This is a genomic window from Altererythrobacter aquiaggeris, assembly GCF_037154015.1.
Lineage (GTDB): Bacteria > Pseudomonadota > Alphaproteobacteria > Sphingomonadales > Sphingomonadaceae > Aestuarierythrobacter > Aestuarierythrobacter aquiaggeris.
This window is the reverse complement of record NZ_JBANRL010000001.1, coordinates 1,895,085-1,912,986: the sequence shown is the minus strand read 5'-3', so window position 1 is coordinate 1,912,986 and position 17,902 is coordinate 1,895,085. Positions and strand designations below refer to the sequence as shown.

General features: G+C 59.3%; 19 protein-coding genes, 1 tRNA gene and 1 other RNA gene. 12 read left to right on the top strand and 9 right to left on the bottom strand.

Annotated features, from left to right (window positions below):
* Positions 1-7: 7 nt before the first annotated feature.
* From accB to WFP06_RS09300, 5 genes are all read right to left on the bottom strand, one after another.
* On the bottom strand, positions 8-511 hold the full coding sequence (gene accB, locus WFP06_RS09320) for an acetyl-CoA carboxylase biotin carboxyl carrier protein (protein ID WP_336986896.1): 504 nt from the start codon (positions 509-511) through the stop codon (positions 8-10).
* 79 nt (positions 512-590) lie between these two features.
* The gene (locus tag WFP06_RS09315) at positions 591-1,025 is read right to left on the bottom strand and encodes a type II 3-dehydroquinate dehydratase (protein WP_336986895.1); all 435 of its coding nucleotides are present in this window, start codon (positions 1,023-1,025) and stop codon (positions 591-593) included.
* 374 nt (positions 1,026-1,399) lie between these two features.
* The gene (locus WFP06_RS09310) at positions 1,400-1,813 is read right to left on the bottom strand and encodes a holin family protein (protein WP_336986894.1); all 414 of its coding nucleotides are present in this window, start codon (positions 1,811-1,813) and stop codon (positions 1,400-1,402) included.
* Positions 1,814-1,887: 74 nt separating this feature from the next.
* Positions 1,888-2,682 carry an SDR family oxidoreductase gene (locus tag WFP06_RS09305; RefSeq protein ID WP_336986893.1) on the bottom strand — a complete coding sequence of 265 codons (795 nt, stop codon included), beginning with the start codon at positions 2,680-2,682 and terminating at the stop codon, positions 1,888-1,890.
* A 121-nt stretch (positions 2,683-2,803) separates the two neighbouring features.
* A tRNA-Pro gene (locus WFP06_RS09300) sits at positions 2,804-2,880 on the bottom strand.
* Between the two features lie 175 nt (positions 2,881-3,055).
* On the opposite strand from WFP06_RS09300, the gene yajC reads away from it, so the two are divergent.
* The 3 genes from yajC to secF are packed head-to-tail and all read left to right on the top strand — an operon-like array spanning position 3,056 to position 5,989.
* Positions 3,056-3,382, top strand: coding sequence for a preprotein translocase subunit YajC (gene yajC, locus WFP06_RS09295; protein ID WP_336986892.1), 327 nt, complete (start codon positions 3,056-3,058; stop codon positions 3,380-3,382).
* Positions 3,383-3,397: 15 nt separating this feature from the next.
* Positions 3,398-4,996, top strand: coding sequence for a protein translocase subunit SecD (gene secD, locus WFP06_RS09290; RefSeq protein ID WP_336986891.1), 1,599 nt, complete (start codon positions 3,398-3,400; stop codon positions 4,994-4,996).
* Between the two features lie 12 nt (positions 4,997-5,008).
* Positions 5,009-5,989, top strand: coding sequence for a protein translocase subunit SecF (secF, locus tag WFP06_RS09285; RefSeq protein WP_336986890.1), 981 nt, complete (start codon positions 5,009-5,011; stop codon positions 5,987-5,989).
* Here the strand turns inward: secF and WFP06_RS09280 are convergent.
* Together WFP06_RS09280 and WFP06_RS09275 are read right to left on the bottom strand one after the other, a co-directional pair.
* Positions 5,986-7,176, bottom strand: coding sequence for a glycosyltransferase (locus tag WFP06_RS09280; RefSeq protein WP_336986889.1), 1,191 nt, complete (start codon positions 7,174-7,176; stop codon positions 5,986-5,988). The genes secF and WFP06_RS09280 overlap by 4 nt on opposite strands.
* The gene (locus WFP06_RS09275; RefSeq protein ID WP_336986888.1) at positions 7,173-7,745 is read right to left on the bottom strand and encodes a helix-turn-helix domain-containing protein; all 573 of its coding nucleotides are present in this window, start codon (positions 7,743-7,745) and stop codon (positions 7,173-7,175) included. The genes WFP06_RS09280 and WFP06_RS09275 overlap by 4 nt, the downstream gene beginning before the upstream one ends.
* Before the next feature lie 93 nt (positions 7,746-7,838).
* On the opposite strand from WFP06_RS09275, the gene WFP06_RS09270 reads away from it, so the two are divergent.
* Positions 7,839-8,315 carry a DUF6456 domain-containing protein gene (locus WFP06_RS09270; protein WP_336986887.1) on the top strand — a complete coding sequence of 159 codons (477 nt, stop codon included), beginning with the start codon at positions 7,839-7,841 and terminating at the stop codon, positions 8,313-8,315.
* Between the two features lie 46 nt (positions 8,316-8,361).
* On the opposite strand, the gene WFP06_RS09265 is transcribed toward WFP06_RS09270, so the two are convergent.
* Positions 8,362-10,167: an ABC-F family ATP-binding cassette domain-containing protein gene (locus tag WFP06_RS09265; RefSeq protein WP_336986886.1), complete on the bottom strand. Its 1,806-nt coding sequence runs from the start codon at positions 10,165-10,167 to the stop codon at positions 8,362-8,364.
* A gap of 113 nt (positions 10,168-10,280) precedes the next feature.
* Between WFP06_RS09265 and WFP06_RS09260 the strand changes: the two genes are divergently transcribed.
* The 4 genes from WFP06_RS09260 to WFP06_RS09245 all read left to right on the top strand — a co-directional run bounded on the left by WFP06_RS09260 (position 10,281) and on the right by WFP06_RS09245 (position 13,595).
* Positions 10,281-11,012: an SIMPL domain-containing protein gene (locus tag WFP06_RS09260; protein WP_336986885.1), complete on the top strand. Its 732-nt coding sequence runs from the start codon at positions 10,281-10,283 to the stop codon at positions 11,010-11,012.
* Between the two features lie 65 nt (positions 11,013-11,077).
* Positions 11,078-11,383 carry a PepSY domain-containing protein gene (locus WFP06_RS09255; RefSeq protein ID WP_336986884.1) on the top strand — a complete coding sequence of 102 codons (306 nt, stop codon included), beginning with the start codon at positions 11,078-11,080 and terminating at the stop codon, positions 11,381-11,383.
* Between the two features lie 109 nt (positions 11,384-11,492).
* Positions 11,493-12,173, top strand: a complete 681-nt coding sequence (locus tag WFP06_RS09250) for a response regulator transcription factor (protein ID WP_336986883.1) — start codon at positions 11,493-11,495, stop codon at positions 12,171-12,173.
* 3 nt (positions 12,174-12,176) lie between these two features.
* Positions 12,177-13,595 (top strand): sensor histidine kinase, encoded by a 1,419-nt coding sequence (locus tag WFP06_RS09245; RefSeq protein ID WP_336986882.1) that lies wholly within the window; start codon positions 12,177-12,179, stop codon positions 13,593-13,595.
* Positions 13,596-13,597: 2 nt separating this feature from the next.
* On the opposite strand, the gene WFP06_RS09240 is transcribed toward WFP06_RS09245, so the two are convergent.
* A complete protein-coding gene (locus tag WFP06_RS09240; protein ID WP_336986881.1) occupies positions 13,598-13,891 on the bottom strand; it encodes a chorismate mutase in 294 nt (97 codons plus the stop codon).
* Between the two features lie 74 nt (positions 13,892-13,965).
* Here WFP06_RS09240 and WFP06_RS09235 point away from each other — a divergent pair, with 74 nt between their 5' ends.
* The 4 genes from WFP06_RS09235 to ffs all read left to right on the top strand — a co-directional run bounded on the left by WFP06_RS09235 (position 13,966) and on the right by ffs (position 17,879).
* A complete protein-coding gene (locus WFP06_RS09235; RefSeq protein WP_336986880.1) occupies positions 13,966-14,988 on the top strand; it encodes a polyprenyl synthetase family protein in 1,023 nt (340 codons plus the stop codon).
* A gap of 12 nt (positions 14,989-15,000) precedes the next feature.
* Positions 15,001-17,430 carry an ATP-dependent helicase HrpB gene (hrpB, locus tag WFP06_RS09230; protein WP_336986879.1) on the top strand — a complete coding sequence of 810 codons (2,430 nt, stop codon included), beginning with the start codon at positions 15,001-15,003 and terminating at the stop codon, positions 17,428-17,430.
* A 16-nt stretch (positions 17,431-17,446) separates the two neighbouring features.
* Positions 17,447-17,725 (top strand): NADH dehydrogenase ubiquinone Fe-S protein 4, encoded by a 279-nt coding sequence (locus WFP06_RS09225; RefSeq protein ID WP_336986878.1) that lies wholly within the window; start codon positions 17,447-17,449, stop codon positions 17,723-17,725.
* Between the two features lie 59 nt (positions 17,726-17,784).
* An RNA gene (ffs, locus tag WFP06_RS09220) (signal recognition particle sRNA small type) lies at positions 17,785-17,879 on the top strand.
* Positions 17,880-17,902: the final 23 nt, after the last annotated feature.

Sequence of the window (17,902 nt, the reverse complement as noted above, 5' to 3'; positions counted from 1 at the left end):
TGTATCCCTAGCCGATCACGACGAGCGGCTGGCCAAATTCGACCGGTTGCGCGTTTTCGACAAGGATCGCCTTGATCGTTCCGTTCTTGTCCGCGACGATCGGATTCATCACCTTCATCGCTTCGACGATGACCAGCGTATCGCCCTTTGACACATCATCACCCACGCTGATGAAATCCGGCGCGTCCGGTTCGGGCGCAAGATAGCAGGTTCCAACCATCGGAGACTTCAGCGCATCGGCATGGCTTTCGGCTGCCGGCACTTCGGCGGCGGCGGGCGCGGCCGGGGTGGGAGAAATTGCAGGCGCGGCAGGCGCAGGGATTGCCGCGGCGGACTGCGCGAATATTCCGCCGCCGCGCGACACGCGGATCTTGCGGTCACCATCTTCAATTTCAATTTCGGTGAGCCCGGTTTCAGCGAGCATTTCCGCCAGTTCGCGCACCTGTGCGCTGTCGATCATGATTCCGCTTTCTGATGGTGCGGTTGTTTTGGAAGCCTTGCGTTCGGCCATGGTACCTCTTGGGGAGTTGCCTGTAATGCGCCGCTATGCGCGACACCGGACACTTATGGCAAGGGGATTGGGACGAAAGTTACAGTTTTGCGGCAGCCTCGAGTGCGAGGACATAACTGCGCGCGCCATGGCCCTGAAAAACACCGGCAGCGGCCATCCCGACATAGGATTTGTGCCGGAAAGATTCGCGCGTGGTCGGATCGGATAAATGCACTTCATAAACGGGCACTTCGATTGCGCGGACCGCATCAAGCAGCGCGATGGATGTGTGCGTAAACGCTGCAGCATTCAGCAGCACCGCCTTGGCTCTCTCAGCATTGGCTTCGTGCAACCAGTCAACCAGATGCCCTTCGTGATTGGATTGCCGCAAGTCGATTTGCAGCCCCAACTCGCGCCCGCGATCTTCAAGCATACCCGCAATATCGTCGAGCGTGTCTGACCCGTAAATTTCCGGCTCGCGCAGGCCGAGCAAGTTAAGATTAGGGCCGTTAAGAACATAAATCAGATCAGTCATCGTCTTTTGCCTGGCAAAGGGAAATATTCCTTATTTGAATGGGAAATCAGCCATTCGGACGGGATTCTTTTCAAATCGGGGGCAGGCTGTACAGACAATTTTATCAGCGGCTGCATTGTGCGTTTCAACGCTGCGGTTAGTCAATCCTGCAGCGACGCAAAACGCGGACCAGATTTCCGGCGCCGGCAAACCGCAGTGATTAACCCCGCCAATTACCGACAATGGTAATCGGGTCTGGAGGCGGATGGCATAATTCGGGATCGCCAGGAATACCCAAATCCAGACGTGTCACGCCGCCTATCGGGAGCTTTCGAGGACCACATCTTATTTAACCGGCAGTACCATCACCGGCAACACCATCACCGGCAACACCATCACCGGTCAACGCCCTTGATCTTGCCCCACTGTCGCGCGGCGGTGTAGCCAAGATAACCGGTACCAAACAGCGCGTAGAGCGGTTCGGGCAGTCCGTTCAGATAAGCGTTCATTCCGCTGCCGATATCGCGTGCTGTTTGGGGCGAGAACGCGGCCAGGACGCCCATCGGTACTGCCCAAAGGATGATCGCGTACATGACATACAAGAAGCTGGGGCGCGCGCGGCTGGTCCATGGGTCGGCCGACCCGGCCTCTGTTACAATCGCTGAAAGGCGCGCTTCGATGGTCTGGAGTTCGCGGCTGCCTTCCAGCTTGAGCAATTCCAGCTTGGCTTTGGCGCGGGCGTCCTTGTCGGGGATTACCTTGTCTATAATCGAGGCAATGGGTCCGATAAGGGATTCGAGAATAGCCATATACACGCTCCGTTGGTTCCGAGTCGCGCAAAAGTAACCGGATTGGTTAGTGTAGGAAATGCTATTTTACCATATCAGGCGAGTCCGTGCTCCAGGCTTGGCGCGGCTGCGTTGCCCACTCCGCTGCCGCCGTCACAGTCCAGGATCGCGCCGGTGATGTATTGTGCCGATGCTGAAGAAAGGAAGACTGCTGCCTCGGCGATCTCGCCAATCTCGCCCCAGCGTTTCATGGCGATCCGGTCATAATGATTTTGCCGGGTCGCTTCATCCGGCGCGAGGCGTTTCATTCCCTCTGTCCCGGCAATCGGGCCGGGCGAGATGCCATTTACCCGCACATCCGGCCCCCATTCGAGCGCCAGAGTTCGGACCAGCTGGTTGATCCCGGCTTTGGCGGCGCAGGCATGTGCCTGCATTTGCATCGCATTGACCGCCTGGCCGGCAGTAATCGCAATCAGCGAGGCGCCTGGAGTGGCGAGCAGATCGCGCGATGCCTTGAAAACGTTGAACGTCCCGTTGAGATCGATATCGACAACAGTGCGGAAGGCATTGGCGGACATCCCGTCAACCGGAGCCAGAAAGTTTCCTGCAGCACCTGAGACCACGATATCAAGCCGGCCAAAATCATCGCGCACTTGCTGCATAGCTGACTGTATGACCGCAAAATCGCGGACATCCGCCGACATACCCATAGCGCCGTGCCCGATTTCCTCGGCAGCCCGGCGGGCTTTTTCAGGGTCGCGTCCACACACCGCAACTTTTGCACCCAATTCGGCAAAACGCATTGCGATACCCAGATTGATTCCGCTGGTCCCGCCCGCGACAAACGCCACCTTGCCCGTGAATAGATTATCCCTGAATGCGCTTGCCATGTGACACCTCCCGATTGCTCGGGCGAGAAGCTAGGGCGCACCGGGCGAACCCGCAACCCGCATCGAGGGAGCGTGCAGCAAGCCGGTAATTCCCGCGCCATGACATGAGGGTGAAAACCACTGGTCGGGAAGACAGGATTCGAACCTGCGACCCCCACACCCCCAGTGTGATGCGCTACCAGGCTGCGCTACTTCCCGATCAGTGGAACGCGCGCCTATAGCACCGGGTTTCCCCATGGCAAGCAATGAGCGCGGCGGGAATGCAATTATCGGTGTTGCACTGCGTTGCGCGGTACATACTTAACTGCTAGGCGCGCTGCGCACGTCCGGAGGCCCGTTCGGGCATCCGGTTTGACAGTTTTCGAAAGCTAACATGACACTTCATATTCTTGCCGCCGCAGCCAGCGCCGATGCGCCTCCTGCATGGCTCCAGTTCCTGCCGCTAGTCGGTATGGTTGCCATTTTCTGGTTTCTGATTATCCGTCCGCAAATGCGCCGGCAAAAAGAACACGCTGCCAAAGTGGGCGGAATGAAAAAAGGGGACAAGGTCGTTACCGCCGGCGGTTTGATCGGCAAGGTCATCAAGGTTGATGATGATTACGCGGAAATTGAAATCGCCACTGGCGTTCGCGTCAAAGCGGTAAAGGCCACGATCGGCGATATTATTCCGCCGGCCGGCTCCGCCGCAGCCAACGATTAAGATCGGACCGGCGAAATGCTCGACTTTCCACGCTGGAAGAAGATCTGGTTATGGACGATAACGCTGCTGGTAGCGGCTGCTGCGGTGCCCAGCCTCGTTTCCACTTCGGGCCTCGAATGGCCGAGCGGGTTGCCCGATCCGGAGATTAACCTCGGGCTGGACCTTGCCGGCGGCAGCCACATTCTGCTGGAGGCCGAACCATCGCAAGTAGCGGCGCAGCGGCTTGAAAACATGGAAGAATCGGTCCGTAGCGTATTACGCCGGGCCGAACCGCGCATTCGTATCGGTGACGTCTCCACGCGGGGCGGACGCCTGTCATTCATGCTCGACGATTCGGCGCAGGTGGATGCTGCGCGCGAATTGATCCTGCCGCTGGCCAACGGCGAGGGGCTGGTACGCGAATGGGATATAGGCGTTGTCGATGAAAGCCGGTTTATCCTTACGCCGACTGATGCCGGCATCCAGAACGCGATAACGCAGGCGATGGACGCCGCGACCGAAGTTGTCCGCAAGCGGATCGATTCGCTTGGCACGCGGGAGCCGACGATCATCAGGCAGGGGGATGACCGTATCGTGGTTCAGGTCCCCGGTCTGCAAGACCCCGAACAGTTGAAAGAACTGCTGGGCAAAACGGCCAAGCTGGAATTCAAGCTGGTCGATCAAACTGCGCTGCCCGATGATGTGTTGCAGGGTATCGCACCCCCGGGTTCGCAAATTGTGCCCTATTCGCAGACATCCGACTTCCCGGGCCAATCGATTGCGGTTCGGCGCCTTGGCGGGATCAAGGGTGACCAGCTTGTCGATGCCAAGCAGTCTTTCGAACAGCAAACCAACGATCCGATAGTCAGCATCCAGTTCGACCAGCAGGGCGGTGCAAAATTCGCCAAGCTGACCAGCGAGAATGTGAACAGGCCGTTCGCGATTATTCTGGACGGCGAGGTTATTTCTGCGCCCAATATCAACGAACCGATCCTTGGCGGCGGCGCACAGATTGCGGGCGGTTTTACCGTCGAGGAAGCTAATAATCTGGCCATCTCGCTGCGGTCCGGTGCCTTGCCGGTAGATCTGGCCGTAGTGGAAGAAAGAACAGTCGGCGCAGAACTTGGCGCGGATTCGATCCGTAAGGGTTTGCTGGCGATGATGGTCGGTTCGGTCGCGGTGATTGCGCTGATGATCGGATCATATGGCCGGTTTGGCGTTTATGCGACGATAGCGCTGGGTTTGAACGTCCTGATGATCCTGGGGATGATGGCGTTCCTGAACACCACGCTGACGCTGCCCGGACTTGCCGGATTCGTGCTGACAATCGGCGCAGCGGTGGATGCCAACGTGTTGATCAACGAGCGAATACGCGAGGAACGCAACAAGGGGCGCCGCGTCGTACAGGCAGTGGAAAACGGCTACCGCGAGGCAAGCCGCGCGATTTACGATGCCAACGTCACCAACTTCATTGCCGGTGTGCTGTTGTTCCTGTTCGGCTCCGGCCCGATCCGCGGTTTTGCGGTTGTTCTGATCATCGGCCTGTTCACTTCGGTGTTCACGGCTGTAACCCTGACCCGCATGTGGGTCGCTGGTTGGCTGCGGAAATCGCGGCCTTCCGAGCTACATATTTAGGAGGCCGGGTTCATGCGATTGCTCAAACTCGTTCCCGAGAACACGAACATCCAGTTCCTGAAATATCGGATCCCCTTTTACGTGGTCAGTCTGCTGCTGATCGCTGCAAGCTGGGGTCTGGTTATGACCAAGGGGCTGAATTACGGGGTGGACTTTGCCGGAGGGCAGGAAATCCTTGCGACATTCGAAGGCCAGACCAGCGCACCTATCCCGCAACTGCGCCAGTCGATCGGCGCATTGCCTGAAATCGGCGATCCGGTTATTCAAAGGTTCGGCGCGGAAAACCAGGTGTCGATCCGCGTGAAACTCCCCGATGCGGTGGCCGATGATAAAGCGGCGGCCGACCGGATCAAAAGCATGATCGTCAGTTCGCTGCGCAGCGATTACCCCGGAATCAGGATTGATGGCGCGGATTCGGTATCGGGCAAGGTTTCGGGCGAATTTCGCGAGAAGGCGGTTTATGCATTGCTGGCCGCGATGCTGGCTATCTCGCTGTACATCTGGATCAGGTTCGAATGGCAGTTCGGCGTCGGCGCGCTGTTTGCGCTTTTTCATGACGTGTCGTTGACGTTGGGTATGTTTGCGCTGTTCCAGATGGAATTCGGGCTGCAGATTATCGCGGCCATCCTTGCGATTATCGGTTATTCATTGAACGACACGATTGTGGTCTATGACCGTATCCGGGAAAATCTGAAGAAATATCGCCGGATGCCTGTTCCCGAAATGCTCGATCTGTCGGTCAATGAAACCTTGGCCCGTACCGTGATGACATCGCTGACTTTGCTGATTGCGTTGCTGCCGCTGCTGCTGTTCGGTCCGTCGAGCCTGTTCGGTCTGACCGCGGCAATTACGCTTGGTATTTTTGTGGGTACATACAGTTCGGTTTATATGGCTGCGCCTATTCTGATCTGGCTGGGTGTGACTTCGGACAGTTTCGTTCCGCAAGAATCGGTCGCTGAGAAACAGGACCGCATGGCGCGCGAGAAAATCTAGCCGACCGGACGGCCGATCAGGCTGTCGTAATGTCGGGCGAGGACGGCTGCGTTCTCGCCCCAGCTAAACCGCTCGGCAGTCTCGGCAACCGTCTGGCGGGCTGGCGGTCTGGCCAGCAGCCGCCGCACCCCGTCTGCGATTGCCCCCGCGTCCCTGGCAACAATTACCCCTGCTGCAGCGCTGGTCACCACTTCGCGGGCACCACCTGCATCGGTGATCACCAACGGCGTTCCGCAGGCCAGCGCCTCGATCCACGCATTCGCCAGCCCCTCGCTGGATGATGGCAGCACCATCGCATCGGATGCTGACAGCACGATCGGTAAGAGGTCGTGATCGACCGATCCAAGAAAATGGACGCGGTCATCAATTCCGAGGCTATTGGTCAAATTCCGCAGTTTGGCTTCATCCGGTCCTTTCCCGACCAGCAACAATCGGGCACCCGGCAATTGGGCCAGGGCTTCGATTACCAACGCCTGGCCCTTTCGCGGGATCAGCGCACCTGTGGTGGTCAAAAGCTGATCGCCGGCGCCGATATCAACGCCGATTTCGCTGCCCAGCCGATTGCGCAACTGGGTATGTCCCAGCGGTCTGAACCGATCCCGGTCGAGGCCGGTGTAATGTAGCGCGATCTTTTCTTTTGGCAGGCCGATAGCTGCCATGTCCTGCCTGAGCGCATCGCAGACTGCGAGCATTCCTGCAGACTTTGCCGCTGCCTGCAGCATCGCCTTGCGCGCATATGATTGACCGCCCCAGTAATGAATGTCCGCTCCGCGTGCCTTGATTGAAAAAGGCAGGTCAAGCTGGCCTGCAAGCTGCATCACCGCCGGACCATCGGGATAGAAAAACTGCGCGTCGATAATGTCGAAACGATTATCCGCGTGGAGCTGCTGCGCAAGATCCGAAATGGCGCGGGCGATCAGGTGCGGATTAATCCGCCCGCCAAACTTGGGGAGTAGCGGGAAATTCGGGCGATGCACCATTACACCGTTTTCGACCCCGCTGACCGATGCAGCCTTGAGCCTGGCGTATTTGCCAATTGCAACTGGCGGCACTCCGACCGGATTGATGACTGTCACTTCCCAATCCTCGCGCTTGGCAAGCGCTTCCAGCGAACGAGCAACAAACACTCCGAATTGCGGGTTGGACGCGTTGGGGTAAAGTGTGGAAACCGACAGCAGGCGCTTCACAATTTGCGTACCAGCATTTCGGCCACGGCAAGCCAGGCCGGATTATCGACGATCAGCTGTTTTTGTCCTGCGCCGGGAGGCAGCAGGCCGACCCTGGATCCTTGCCGGTCGATCAGACGGCCAAAGGCAAAGCGTCCACCCGGCCGCGGAGCCAGTACATCGCGGTTGATCGCTTTTGCCGCAACATCCGGTTGCATCTGCCGCAACCAGAGCTGGTCGCCGGGAAGATAGGGTCCGCAGGATGTCTCGACATTGACCACCATCAGCGGTTCGTCCCCGCCCAGCTGCATGGCCAGCACCGCGTCGCGGGGTTTGTTCAAGGCTTCAGCGCCCTGAGGGCCCAGATTGGCGACAATCTGGGGCTGGATATTCGCTTCGGATCGTACCAGCATTTCGGGATCGATTTCCAATGCCGCCGCGATCCGGTCCATCCACTTGATCGAAAGATTGCGCATCCCCGTCTCCAGCCGGCCGATCGTCTGTGCAGTTGTCGGCGGCTGGCAAGCGGTAGCCAGATCGGCCAGCGTCATGCCCTTGTCTTTGCGAATGTCACGTATCCGGTTGATCATGCGAGAATTTCCGAAATAACCAAAATGGTGAATTATCTTTCCTACAGGAACCGCTTTTGTCAAGCCAATCGAACAACACCGAAAGGGAATTTTATGCAGCGCAAACTGGTTGAACGTGAATTGACCAATGACGGTGTCCGGCGCGGCGCAAAGCGGAGCAGCCGGGGCCGCAGTGTGACTGTCAATCTGGCAGAATCGCCGCTGTCGTGGTTACACGCGCGCGGTTACATCGATGGACGGCTTTATGACGCTGGCGAGCGGCTGCGGGCCGATTACGAACGGGCGCAGCTGGCGCCGTGTATTACAATGAAATGGGATCCGGTCAGGATCAGCGGGCAGGGCGGTGATGCCGGGTTGTCGCCAACAGAGCGGCAGATTGCGGCAAAGGCGCGGTTTGGCGGCGCAATGGCGGCTGCCGGGGCCGGACTGTCCGATATTCTGTGGCGTGTGGTGTGCGCCTGCGAGGGGATCCCCGATGCCGAAAAAGAACTCCGATGGCCAGCGCGCAGCGGCAAGCTGGTTCTGAAACTGGCGCTCGACCGGGTGGCGCATTTCTATCGGATCAATTGAGTGCGCCGGGGGGTAACGGGGCAGCATGTGAATTTTCGTTGGCCAGTTATCCCTCGACCTTTTCTGCCAGTTCAAGCCAGCGTTCTTCAGCCGCGTTTTTTTCCGCACGGGCGTTTACGATACCCTTGTTGATGGTAGCGAACTTTTGCGGGTCGGCGGTAAACAGCTCGGGGTCGGAGAGAATTTCTTCACCGCGTCTGATGGCCGCTTCCAGCTCGTCTATCCGCGCTGGCAGAATTTCGTAGTCGCGCTGGTCCCTGTAGGTAAGTTTTGCGGGTTTGGCGGGACCCGATGCAGATTTGACCGGCGCAACGCCAGTGCCGGTTTTTACCGGTTTTTTCACCTGATTGCGCCGTTCGACGCGTTTGGCTGCCCAATCGGCATAGCCGCCCGCAACAATGTCGACATCGCCGCTGCCATCGAGGCCGAGCGTGACTGTGACTGTCCGATCGAGAAAGTCGCGGTCATGGCTCACGATGAGCACCGTACCGTCATAATCCGCAATGACTTCCTGCAACAGGTCGAGCGTTTCCAGGTCCAGGTCGTTGGTCGGCTCGTCAAGGACAAGCAGGTTGGATTCGCGAGCGAACTCACGCGCCAGAAGCAGGCGTGATTTCTCTCCCCCAGACAGGATGTTGACCTTCGTATCGATGATTTTCTCATCGAACAGAAATTCCTTGAGGTAGCCCATCACATGCTTGCGCACGCCGCGCACATCGATCCAGTCGCCGCCATGCGCCAACACGTCGCGCACGGTCTTATCGCCCGACATGACGCTGCGCTGCTGGTCGATCATGACGCCGGTCAGTGTCATGGCAAGCGTCACTTCGCCCATATCTGGTTGCAGTTCGCCGGTCAGCATTTTGAGCAGGGTGGTCTTGCCCGCGCCATTACTGCCGACGATCCCGATCCGGTCGCCGCGCTGGATCCGCAGGCTGAATTGCTTGATGATCGTTCGCTGCTGGTCGCCCGTGCCGAAAGACTTCGATATATCCTTGGCAGCGATAACCGATTTGGTCTTGCTGTCATCGCTGGATAATTTGAGTTTGGCCGTGCCGCCTGACGTAATCATCGCCGCGCGCTGTGCACGCATTTCATACAGTTTTTCCAGCCGGCCCTGATTGCGTTTGCGCCGCGCGGTTACTCCGCGTTCCAGCCAGTGCGCCTCGATTTTCAGCTTGGCGTCCATCTTGTGCTTTTCGCGGGCCTGCTGGGCGTAAACCTCTTCTTCCCATGCCTCGTAACCGCCAAAGCCGACTTCCTTGCGGCGCATGGTTTTGCTTTCCAGCCACAGCGTCGCATTGGTCAGGCGTTTGAGGAAAGTCCGGTCGTGGCTGATGACGACAAAGGCGCCCTTATAGCGGCTGAGCCAATCCTCGAGCCATTCTATGGCTGAAAGATCGAGATGGTTGGTGGGCTCGTCCAGCAGCAGCAAGTCGGCATCGCTGGCCAGCGCGCGGGCCAATGCCGCACGCCGCCGTTCGCCCCCGCTGGCACCGGCTGACTTGGTAGTCATGTCGATGCCGAGTTGGCTTGCAATAGCGTCAATTTCGTATTCTTCGGGCGCGCCGCTGCCCGCCAATGCGAAATCCATCAGTGTGTCGAAGCCGCTGAAATCAGGGTCCTGATCGAGCATCACGATTTGCGTGCCGGGCTTGACCTTGCGAATGCCCTTGTCGGCTTCGATCCGCCCATCGATCATTTTCAGCAGAGTGGTCTTGCCAGCGCCGTTGCGCCCGATCAGCGCCAGCCGGTCACGCGGGCCGATATGCAAATCGATGTCGGTAAACAGCCAGCCCGATCCCTGGATCAGGCCGAGCCCTTCCCAACTGAGGATCGGTGGTTGTGCCATAGCGCGCGGCACCTAGCGGGCGTTGCGTGCGAGGTCCAGCATAGGAACAACCGGTTCAGGCAAACGTAATTCTGCAAAACCCATTTGTACCCGCAAATAACCGGAGAGACACGATGATCCGCTACGCAATACCGCTACTCGCAGCGACAGCATGTACGGCGACTCTGGCTGCAGCCCCGGCTGCGGCAGAAGTCCAGATGCAGGTCCAAGGCCCGGTGGTCGAACTTAACGTGACCGAGACGGTAAAGGCCCGCCCCGATGTGGCGACCGTGGGCGCCGGAGTAGCAACGCAGGCGCAGACAGCGGTCGAAGCGATGCGGCTCAATGCTGTCCAGATGGACGCGGTGATCAAACGTATCAAGGCGCTCGGGATCGCTGAAGACGATATCCAGACCAGCGGGATCAATCTGAACGCGCAATATGATTATGACCGGCCTAACCAGAGGCAGGTGTTCCTCGGATATCAGGTGGTAAACCGCGTAAGCGTGATCCTGCGCGATATCGACGATACCGGCAGTGTGCTCGATGCTCTGGTTGCAGCCGGCGCTACTGACCTGAATGGTCCGGATTTTTCGATCGACGATGACACGTCGGCCCGCGCTCAGGCCCGCAAGGCTGCGTGGGCGCAGGCCAATGCCCAGGCGCTGGATTACGCAAGAATGGCGGGTTTCTCGGCTGTTCGATTGCTCGAGGTCAGCGAGAATGTTTTTTCCAGCCGTCCGCAACCGATGATGCGCGATCAAATTGTTGTTACCGGGTCGTCAGCAGCGGTGGCTTCACCCGTCCAGCCCGGCCTGGTCGGTACGGCGGTGACGATTTCGGTTAAATACGAAATGACCCGCTAAGCCTGAACAACGGTAATTTGCCTTATTCACACATTGTTCAATGCTGCCGGTCTAGTGGACGATCAATGTTTCAAAAACTGATTTCTGCAGCGATTGCCGCTTCCTTGTTCGCCACCGGTGTTGCCGCACCTGTTCAGGCGCAGACGCGCGAAGACCAGGCGAAGGCGCGCAAGGAAATGCGCGCAGGCAATGTGCTTTCCCTGCGTGAAATCGAAGGGCGGGTAATTCCGCGAATGCGCGGCGCACAATATATCGGCCCGTATTTCGATGCGGCGGCGATGGCGTACCGGCTCAAATTTATCCGCGACGGACGGGTGATGTTCGTTGATATCGATGCCCGTTCGGGACGGATTATTTCCCAATCACGCTAGGCGTATATGTTGTCAGCATTGGTTGACGCATTAAGCGCAAAAGCCCACATCCTTCCACACGATAAATCCGGCTTTTATTCGGGCCTGAAGAAGCAGGGGAAACCATATAATGCGCGTCTTGATCGTCGAGGACGAACCGACACTGGGGCAACAGTTGAAATCCACGCTTGAACAGACCGGTTACGCCATCGATCTGTCAACCGATGGTGAAGATGGCCACTTTCTGGGCAGCACCGAAGATTACGACGCAGTAATCCTCGATCTCGGTCTGCCGGAAATTGACGGTCTGACGGTGCTTGGCATGTGGCGTAAGGAAGGTCGCACTTTTCCGGTTCTGGTCCTGACCGCCCGTGACAGCTGGTCTGACAAGGTTGCCGGACTTGATGCCGGCGCGGATGACTATCTCGCCAAACCTTTCCAGACCGAAGAACTGATCGCTCGTTTGCGGGCGCTGATCCGCCGCGCTTCGGGTAACACCTCCAGCGAATTGACCGCTGGTGTGGTCCGGCTGGATACGCGTTCGGGCCGTGTGACGCGCGGCGGAGAGCCGGTGAAACTGACAGCGCAAGAATATAAGCTGCTCAGCTATCTGATGCATCACAAGGGCAAGGTCGTAAGCCGGACCGAGCTGATCGAACACATTTACGATCAGGATTTTGACCGCGATTCCAATACGATCGAAGTTTTCGTCACTCGCATTCGCAAAAAACTGGGCGCCGAAGTGATCACGACTATTCGCGGGCTGGGCTATAGTCTGGACGATCCGGATGACGCGCCCCGCGCGTCCTAGATCATGCCGGCGGCAGCTGAAGAAATAACGGGTACCGCGCCGCATACGGGTAGCTTGTCCCGCCGCATGATGATGATTGCGGCTGCGTGGATCGTCGTGCTGCTGCTTGGTGGCGGGTTGGCGCTGGACCGAACATTGGCCAATCTGGTCACAAGCAATTTCGACGATCAGCTCGAATATGTCCTGAACGCGATGGTCGGCTCTGCAGAGATCGAGGCTGGCGGCGAAGTCTCGCTCAACCGGCCGCTGGGCGATCAACGGTTTCTCGAACCGAACAGCGGGATGTATTGGCAAATCAGTGCCGCCGAGGAAGAAGATTTCAAGTCCTACTCGCTCGACAGCAGGGCCAACTCGTTTCAGGACGGATCACGCTCGCTATGGGATAACACGCTTGATCTGAAACGGAATTATCAGGATACCGAACCGCATTTCTACAACAGTGACCAGTTTGAAGACGACGAGCTGCGGATTGTCGAGCGTAACATTACGTTGCCGGGAAGCGACAAAACCTGGACATTGGCGGTGGCGGCAAGCCGCGGCGAACTGGACGCGCAAATTGCGCGGATTCGCTCGATCCTGTTCTACAGCTTCGTGGTTCTGGGGCTTGGCCTGTTTATCATGGCCGCGCTGCAAAGCTGGTACGGGCTTAGTCCGCTTCGCCGGATACGTGCCGCGATCCAGCGTATGAGGACCAAGGGGACCAATCGCGTCACCGATCCACTCCCGCTCGAGGTTCAGCCTCTGGTAGAAGAATTGAACGGACTGCTGGCCCATTCGGAAAAGCAGGCCGAGGAAGCGCGCACCCATGCGGGCAATCTGGCACATGCGCTCAAAACCCCGCTGACAGTGGTGATGAATGCGGCCACCGCGCGGGCTGATGATTTGCCCGACACCGTTATCCGCGAAGCTGCGGTAATGCGCCGGCAGGTCGATCACCATCTGGCACGCGCGAGGGCGGTTGGCCGCCGCGCAGTCGGCCATGCCCGGACCGAGGTTTGTGCCAGTGCAGAGGCGGTGCGGCGCGCTGTCAGCCGGCTTTATCCGGACGTCCGGTTCGACATCGACGGCAACCGTGACGCACTGGTCGCTATCGAACGGCAGGATCTTGATGAAATCCTTGGGAATCTTGTCGAAAACGCCGCAAAATATGGCGGCGGAAGTGTCTTCGTCACCGTGGACACCGAGCCTTTGGAACAGCTTTGCACAATCTGGGTGGAAGATGACGGCCGCGGCATCCCAGACGAGGAGCGTGAGCGCATCTTCGATCGCGGCGCGCGGCTGGATACCGGCAAGCCGGGAACCGGGCTGGGCCTTGCCATCGTGCGCGATGTCGCAGAAATTTACGGCGGCGGGGTCGAACTCGATGAGAGCGAAGATCTGGGCGGCCTGATGGTCAGATTAATGCTGCCCCGGCCGGGATAACCCTATCCGTTTTGTGCATTTTCGTGGTGGCGGATCACTTCGTCGATGATAAAGCGCAAAAACTTTTCGCTGAATTCCGGGTCAAGATCGGCTTCTTCGGCCAGAGCGCGCAAGCGTGCGATTTGCGCAATTTCGCGTCCGGGGTCAGCGGGGGGGAGCCTGTTCGCCGCCTTATATTCGCCCACGGCTTGCGTAATCCGGAACCGTTCGGCGAGGATATGGATCAGCGCCGCATCGAAATTGTCGATGCTCCGGCGGAACTGGGCGAGTTGGTTTTCAGCATCGGACTGGCTCATCACTGCCACCTATCACGCGTTTGCGATGCTTTCCATGCTTGCCATTCACTGCCCGAGCGCCCATTTGGCCTCGCATGAGCGGTAAGGTCATTCCCTTCAAGCGTGAGCAGCCCGAACGCGCTCCTTCACTCGATCCCATGCTGGCGCAAACCGCGACGGCGATGAATGCGGTAAATTCCGTGATTCTGGACCGGATGCAGAGCGAGATCCCGCTTATTCCAACCCTGGCAGGCCATTTGATCGCCGGCGGCGGCAAGCGGCTTCGCCCGATGCTGACGCTCGCCGGAGCAGAAGTCGTGGGCTATCAGGGGACGCGCCATCACAAGCTCGCGGCGGCAGTGGAATTTATCCACACCGCAACGCTGCTGCATGATGATGTCGTCGATGGCAGCGATCTGCGGCGCGGCAAGGCAGCGGCCAATATCATTTTCGGCAATCCCGCGACCGTCCTGGTTGGTGATTTCCTGTTCAGCCGCGCATTCGAACTGATGGTCGAGGATGGCAGTCTGAAAGTTCTCAAGATTCTTTCGGGCGCCAGCGCCATCATTGCCGAGGGCGAGGTTGACCAGTTGACCGCGCAGCGGCAAATCGAAACCAGCGAAGAGCGTTATTTGAATATTATCGGAGCCAAGACCGCCGCGCTGTTTGCTGCCGCCAGCCGGATAGCTGCCGTGGTGGCCGAACGCGGCGAGGAAGAAGAGCAGGCGCTGGACGATTACGGCCGCAATCTGGGCGTCGCTTTCCAGCTTGTCGATGATGCGATCGATTACGATTCCAGCGCAGCGGAAATGGGCAAGTCACGCGGCGACGATTTCCGCGAAGGCAAAATGACCTTGCCGGTAATCCTCGCTTATGCGCGCGGCAACGAGACCGATCGTCGGTTCTGGAAAGATGCCATCTCGGGACGGCGCGAGGATGCCGGCGATCTGGATCACGCAATCAGCCTGATCGAAAAGCATGATGCGGTTGCCGCCACGCGCGAACGGGCACGCCATTTTGCCGAACGTGCAATCGATGCACTGGCTATTTTCCCCGAAAGCAAGGCCCGCGCTGCCATGGCCGAGGCGGCGAGGTTCGCTGTCAGCCGGGGTTATTGAGGCAAGCGGGGTTTGACCGCTCTACCGATCGAAACGGTTCTGCCGGACCTTCTGTCTGCTTTGCATTGTGACGGCGCTGCCGTTCTGATCGCTCCCCCCGGTGCAGGTAAGACTACCGCTGTCGCGCCCGCGCTGCTGGGTGAGCCGTGGTGTGATGGTCAGATAATCCTGCTCAGCCCGCGGCGGATTGCTGCGCGTGCTGCGGCGGAACGGATGGCCGAAATGCTCGGCGAACAGGTGGGCGAAACCATCGGTTACCTGACGCGGATGGACACCAGGCAGTCAGCCAGAACGCGCGTGCTGGTCATGACCGAGGCGATTTTCGTCAACAAATTGCTGGGCGACCCGGAACTGACAGGGATCAGCGCAGTGGTATTCGATGAAGCGCATGAACGGCATCTAGATAGCGATCTCGGGCTGGCGCTGACGATCGAAAGCAAGCAGATATTGCGCGACGATCTGCGTATTCTGGTGATGTCGGCGACAATCGACGGAACAAGATTTTCCGGCCTGCTCGGCGGCGGCACCCGCATTATCGAAAGCCAGGGGAAAGCCTATCCGCTCGAACTGCGCTGGCTTGGTTCGTCACCCGAATTGCCCATCGAAGATGCCATGGCTGCCGCGATATTGACTGCGCGCCGCGAAACGGACGGAGATATCCTCGCCTTCCTGCCGGGCGTACGCGAGATCGAACGCGTCCGCGAACGCCTCGAAACCCGGCTGAAAGACACGCCGATCCTGCCGCTGCACGGGCAGGTCCAGCCGGAAGACCAGCGCGCTGCCATTCGCAGCGATGCCGGGGGGCGCCGCCGGATCGTGCTCGCCACGGCAATTGCGGAAACCTCGCTCACACTGGAAGGCGTGAGCGTCGTCGTCGATAGCGGTCTGTCACGCCGCGCCGAATTCGATCGCGCAGCAGGTACGACGCATTTGATTACCACACGTACCAGCCAGGCCGCCGCCACCCAGCGCGCGGGCCGCGCAGCACGGCTTGGCCCCGGTACGGCATACCGGCTGTGGGAAAAGGCTGCGCATCCCGGCAGGCAGCCATACGATCCGCCCGCAATCGAAACTGCGGATTTGACCGCGCTGGTGCTAGCACTTGCCAAATGGGGGACACACGATCCGGCATCGCTGGCGTGGCTTGATCCGCCGCCGCTTGCTTCGGTTGCTGCGGCGCGTGACCGGTTGGAAAAACTGGGCGCGCTTGGCCCAGATGGCAGCATGACGACGCTGGGAACCCAGATAGCCAGCCTGCCGATGGACCCGGTGCACGCGGCAATGGTGCTGTTTGGCGCGCGCGCCGGTCAGGCCCGTGACGCGGCGCGTATTGCATTGCTGCTGCAGGAACGCGGGCTGGGCGGGCGCGGCGAAGATTTGCTGGCGCGGCTTGACCGGTGGAATTGCGACAGAAGTTCCCGCGCGGCTGCGTCCCGCAAATTGGCGGGCCGATGGGCGTTCGAGGCGGGGCAGCTGATTTCGGAGGCCAGAAACGAAGCGCTCAATCCGGCAGTCTTTCTGGCGATGGCTCTGCCGGACAACATCGCCAAACCGCGCGATGCCAAGGCCGAGAACTGGATTTCGGCTGGCGGGCGCGGCTATTTTCTTGACCCTGCATCACCGCTGGCGCGCGCGGACTGGCTGGTTATCGGTGATGCGCAGGGACACGCCAGGGGTGCGCGGATTATCGCCGCAGCCGCTCTTTCGGCGGCCGAGGTGGAGCGGCATCTGGCCCATCTGGTCAGGCGGCGCAGCGTGCTCAACTGGAACGCGGACGCACAGCGGGTGGAAGCGCGGCTGGAACAAGCGCTGGGCGCAATCAAGCTGGCCAGCGGGCCGGACAACGCACCCGATGGCGAAGCCGTCAGCGCGCTTTTGCTGGAAAAAGCGAGGGAGGGCCTGGAAGACCTGCTGCCCGCCGCGCTGATCGCACGTGCGAACCATGCCGGGATAAAAGCACTTGCGACCGGCAGGTTGCGCGAAGATGCGGATTGCTGGCTGGCTCCGCTGCTGGCCGGACGGCGCGATCTTGCCTTGTCCAGCGGCAGGCTGGCCGAAGCCCTGCTTGCGCGTCTGGACTGGGACGAACGGCAGGCGCTCGACCGGCTGGCTCCGCGTGAATTCAAATCGCCCGCCGGAACTTCGCACATGATCGATTATTCCGGCGATGATGCGCCGTCTGCCGAAATCCGCGTGCAGGCCTTGTTCGGGCTCGATAGCCAGCCGATGATCGGCCCCGCACCGCTGCTTCTCAAGCTGACCAGCCCGGCGGGCCGCCCGATCCAATCCACGCGTGATTTGCCCGGCTTCTGGCGCGGAAGCTGGAGTGATGTGGCAAAAGACATGAAGGGCAGATATCCGCGCCACCGCTGGCCCGACCAGCCATGGATGGAAAAGCCCAGCCTGAAAACGAAGAACGCCTTTTCAAAAAGCGGCGGGTAACCTAAAGGCTCAGGCCATGTCAGCACGTATTTTCCAACGCCCGCAAAGCGCCATGCAATCGGGCAGAGCCCGGACCGATGAATGGGTGCTTGAATTCGAAGCATCAGAAGCGAAAAAACCCGATCCGTTGATGGGCTGGGCGGGCAGCGGCGATACGCAGGCGCAGGTCAGCCTGAATTTTGCAAACGCTGACGCTGCGCGTGCCTATGCCGAAAAATACGGCATTGCTGCGCGCGTCATACCGACCCCGCAAAAGACGCTCAAACTTCAGGCCTACGCCGACAATTTCAGGTAGTTCGCTGTCCGCACTGCTTGGGAACTTGCCAAGCTGCACTGCAATCGCCATATGCCCGCCCGGGAGTCGGGTGGACGTTTGCGTTCGTTAACCTGGTCAGGTCCGGAAGGAAGCAGCCATCCCGGATTGCGGCGGGTCGCTCGGCTCCTTATTCACCGCCAAATTTGATTTGCCGCC

Excerpts from the sequence above, each read along its gene's own strand:
- WFP06_RS09270 (WP_336986887.1), top strand. The coding sequence starts at position 7,839 with ATGCAGCGCAAACTGGTTGAACGTGAATTGACCAATGACGGTGTCCGG.
- WFP06_RS09310 (WP_336986894.1), bottom strand. The coding sequence starts at position 1,813 with ATGGCTATTCTCGAATCCCTTATCGGACCCATTGCCTCGATTATAGAC.
- WFP06_RS09240 (WP_336986881.1), bottom strand. The coding sequence starts at position 13,891 with ATGAGCCAGTCCGATGCTGAAAACCAACTCGCCCAGTTCCGCCGGAGC.
- WFP06_RS09315 (WP_336986895.1), bottom strand. The coding sequence starts at position 1,025 with ATGACTGATCTGATTTATGTTCTTAACGGCCCTAATCTTAACTTGCTC.
- WFP06_RS09255 (WP_336986884.1), top strand. The coding sequence starts at position 11,078 with ATGTTTCAAAAACTGATTTCTGCAGCGATTGCCGCTTCCTTGTTCGCC.
- WFP06_RS09235 (WP_336986880.1), top strand. The coding sequence starts at position 13,966 with ATGAGCGGTAAGGTCATTCCCTTCAAGCGTGAGCAGCCCGAACGCGCT.
- WFP06_RS09305 (WP_336986893.1), bottom strand. The coding sequence starts at position 2,682 with ATGGCAAGCGCATTCAGGGATAATCTATTCACGGGCAAGGTGGCGTTT.
- WFP06_RS09260 (WP_336986885.1), top strand. The coding sequence starts at position 10,281 with ATGATCCGCTACGCAATACCGCTACTCGCAGCGACAGCATGTACGGCG.
- yajC (WP_336986892.1), top strand. The coding sequence starts at position 3,056 with ATGACACTTCATATTCTTGCCGCCGCAGCCAGCGCCGATGCGCCTCCT.
- WFP06_RS09225 (WP_336986878.1), top strand. The coding sequence starts at position 17,447 with ATGTCAGCACGTATTTTCCAACGCCCGCAAAGCGCCATGCAATCGGGC.
- WFP06_RS09245 (WP_336986882.1), top strand. The coding sequence starts at position 12,177 with ATGCCGGCGGCAGCTGAAGAAATAACGGGTACCGCGCCGCATACGGGT.
- secD (WP_336986891.1), top strand. The coding sequence starts at position 3,398 with ATGCTCGACTTTCCACGCTGGAAGAAGATCTGGTTATGGACGATAACG.
- WFP06_RS09265 (WP_336986886.1), bottom strand. The coding sequence starts at position 10,167 with ATGGCACAACCACCGATCCTCAGTTGGGAAGGGCTCGGCCTGATCCAG.
- secF (WP_336986890.1), top strand. The coding sequence starts at position 5,009 with ATGCGATTGCTCAAACTCGTTCCCGAGAACACGAACATCCAGTTCCTG.
- accB (WP_336986896.1), bottom strand. The coding sequence starts at position 511 with ATGGCCGAACGCAAGGCTTCCAAAACAACCGCACCATCAGAAAGCGGA.
- WFP06_RS09275 (WP_336986888.1), bottom strand. The coding sequence starts at position 7,745 with ATGATCAACCGGATACGTGACATTCGCAAAGACAAGGGCATGACGCTG.
- WFP06_RS09250 (WP_336986883.1), top strand. The coding sequence starts at position 11,493 with ATGCGCGTCTTGATCGTCGAGGACGAACCGACACTGGGGCAACAGTTG.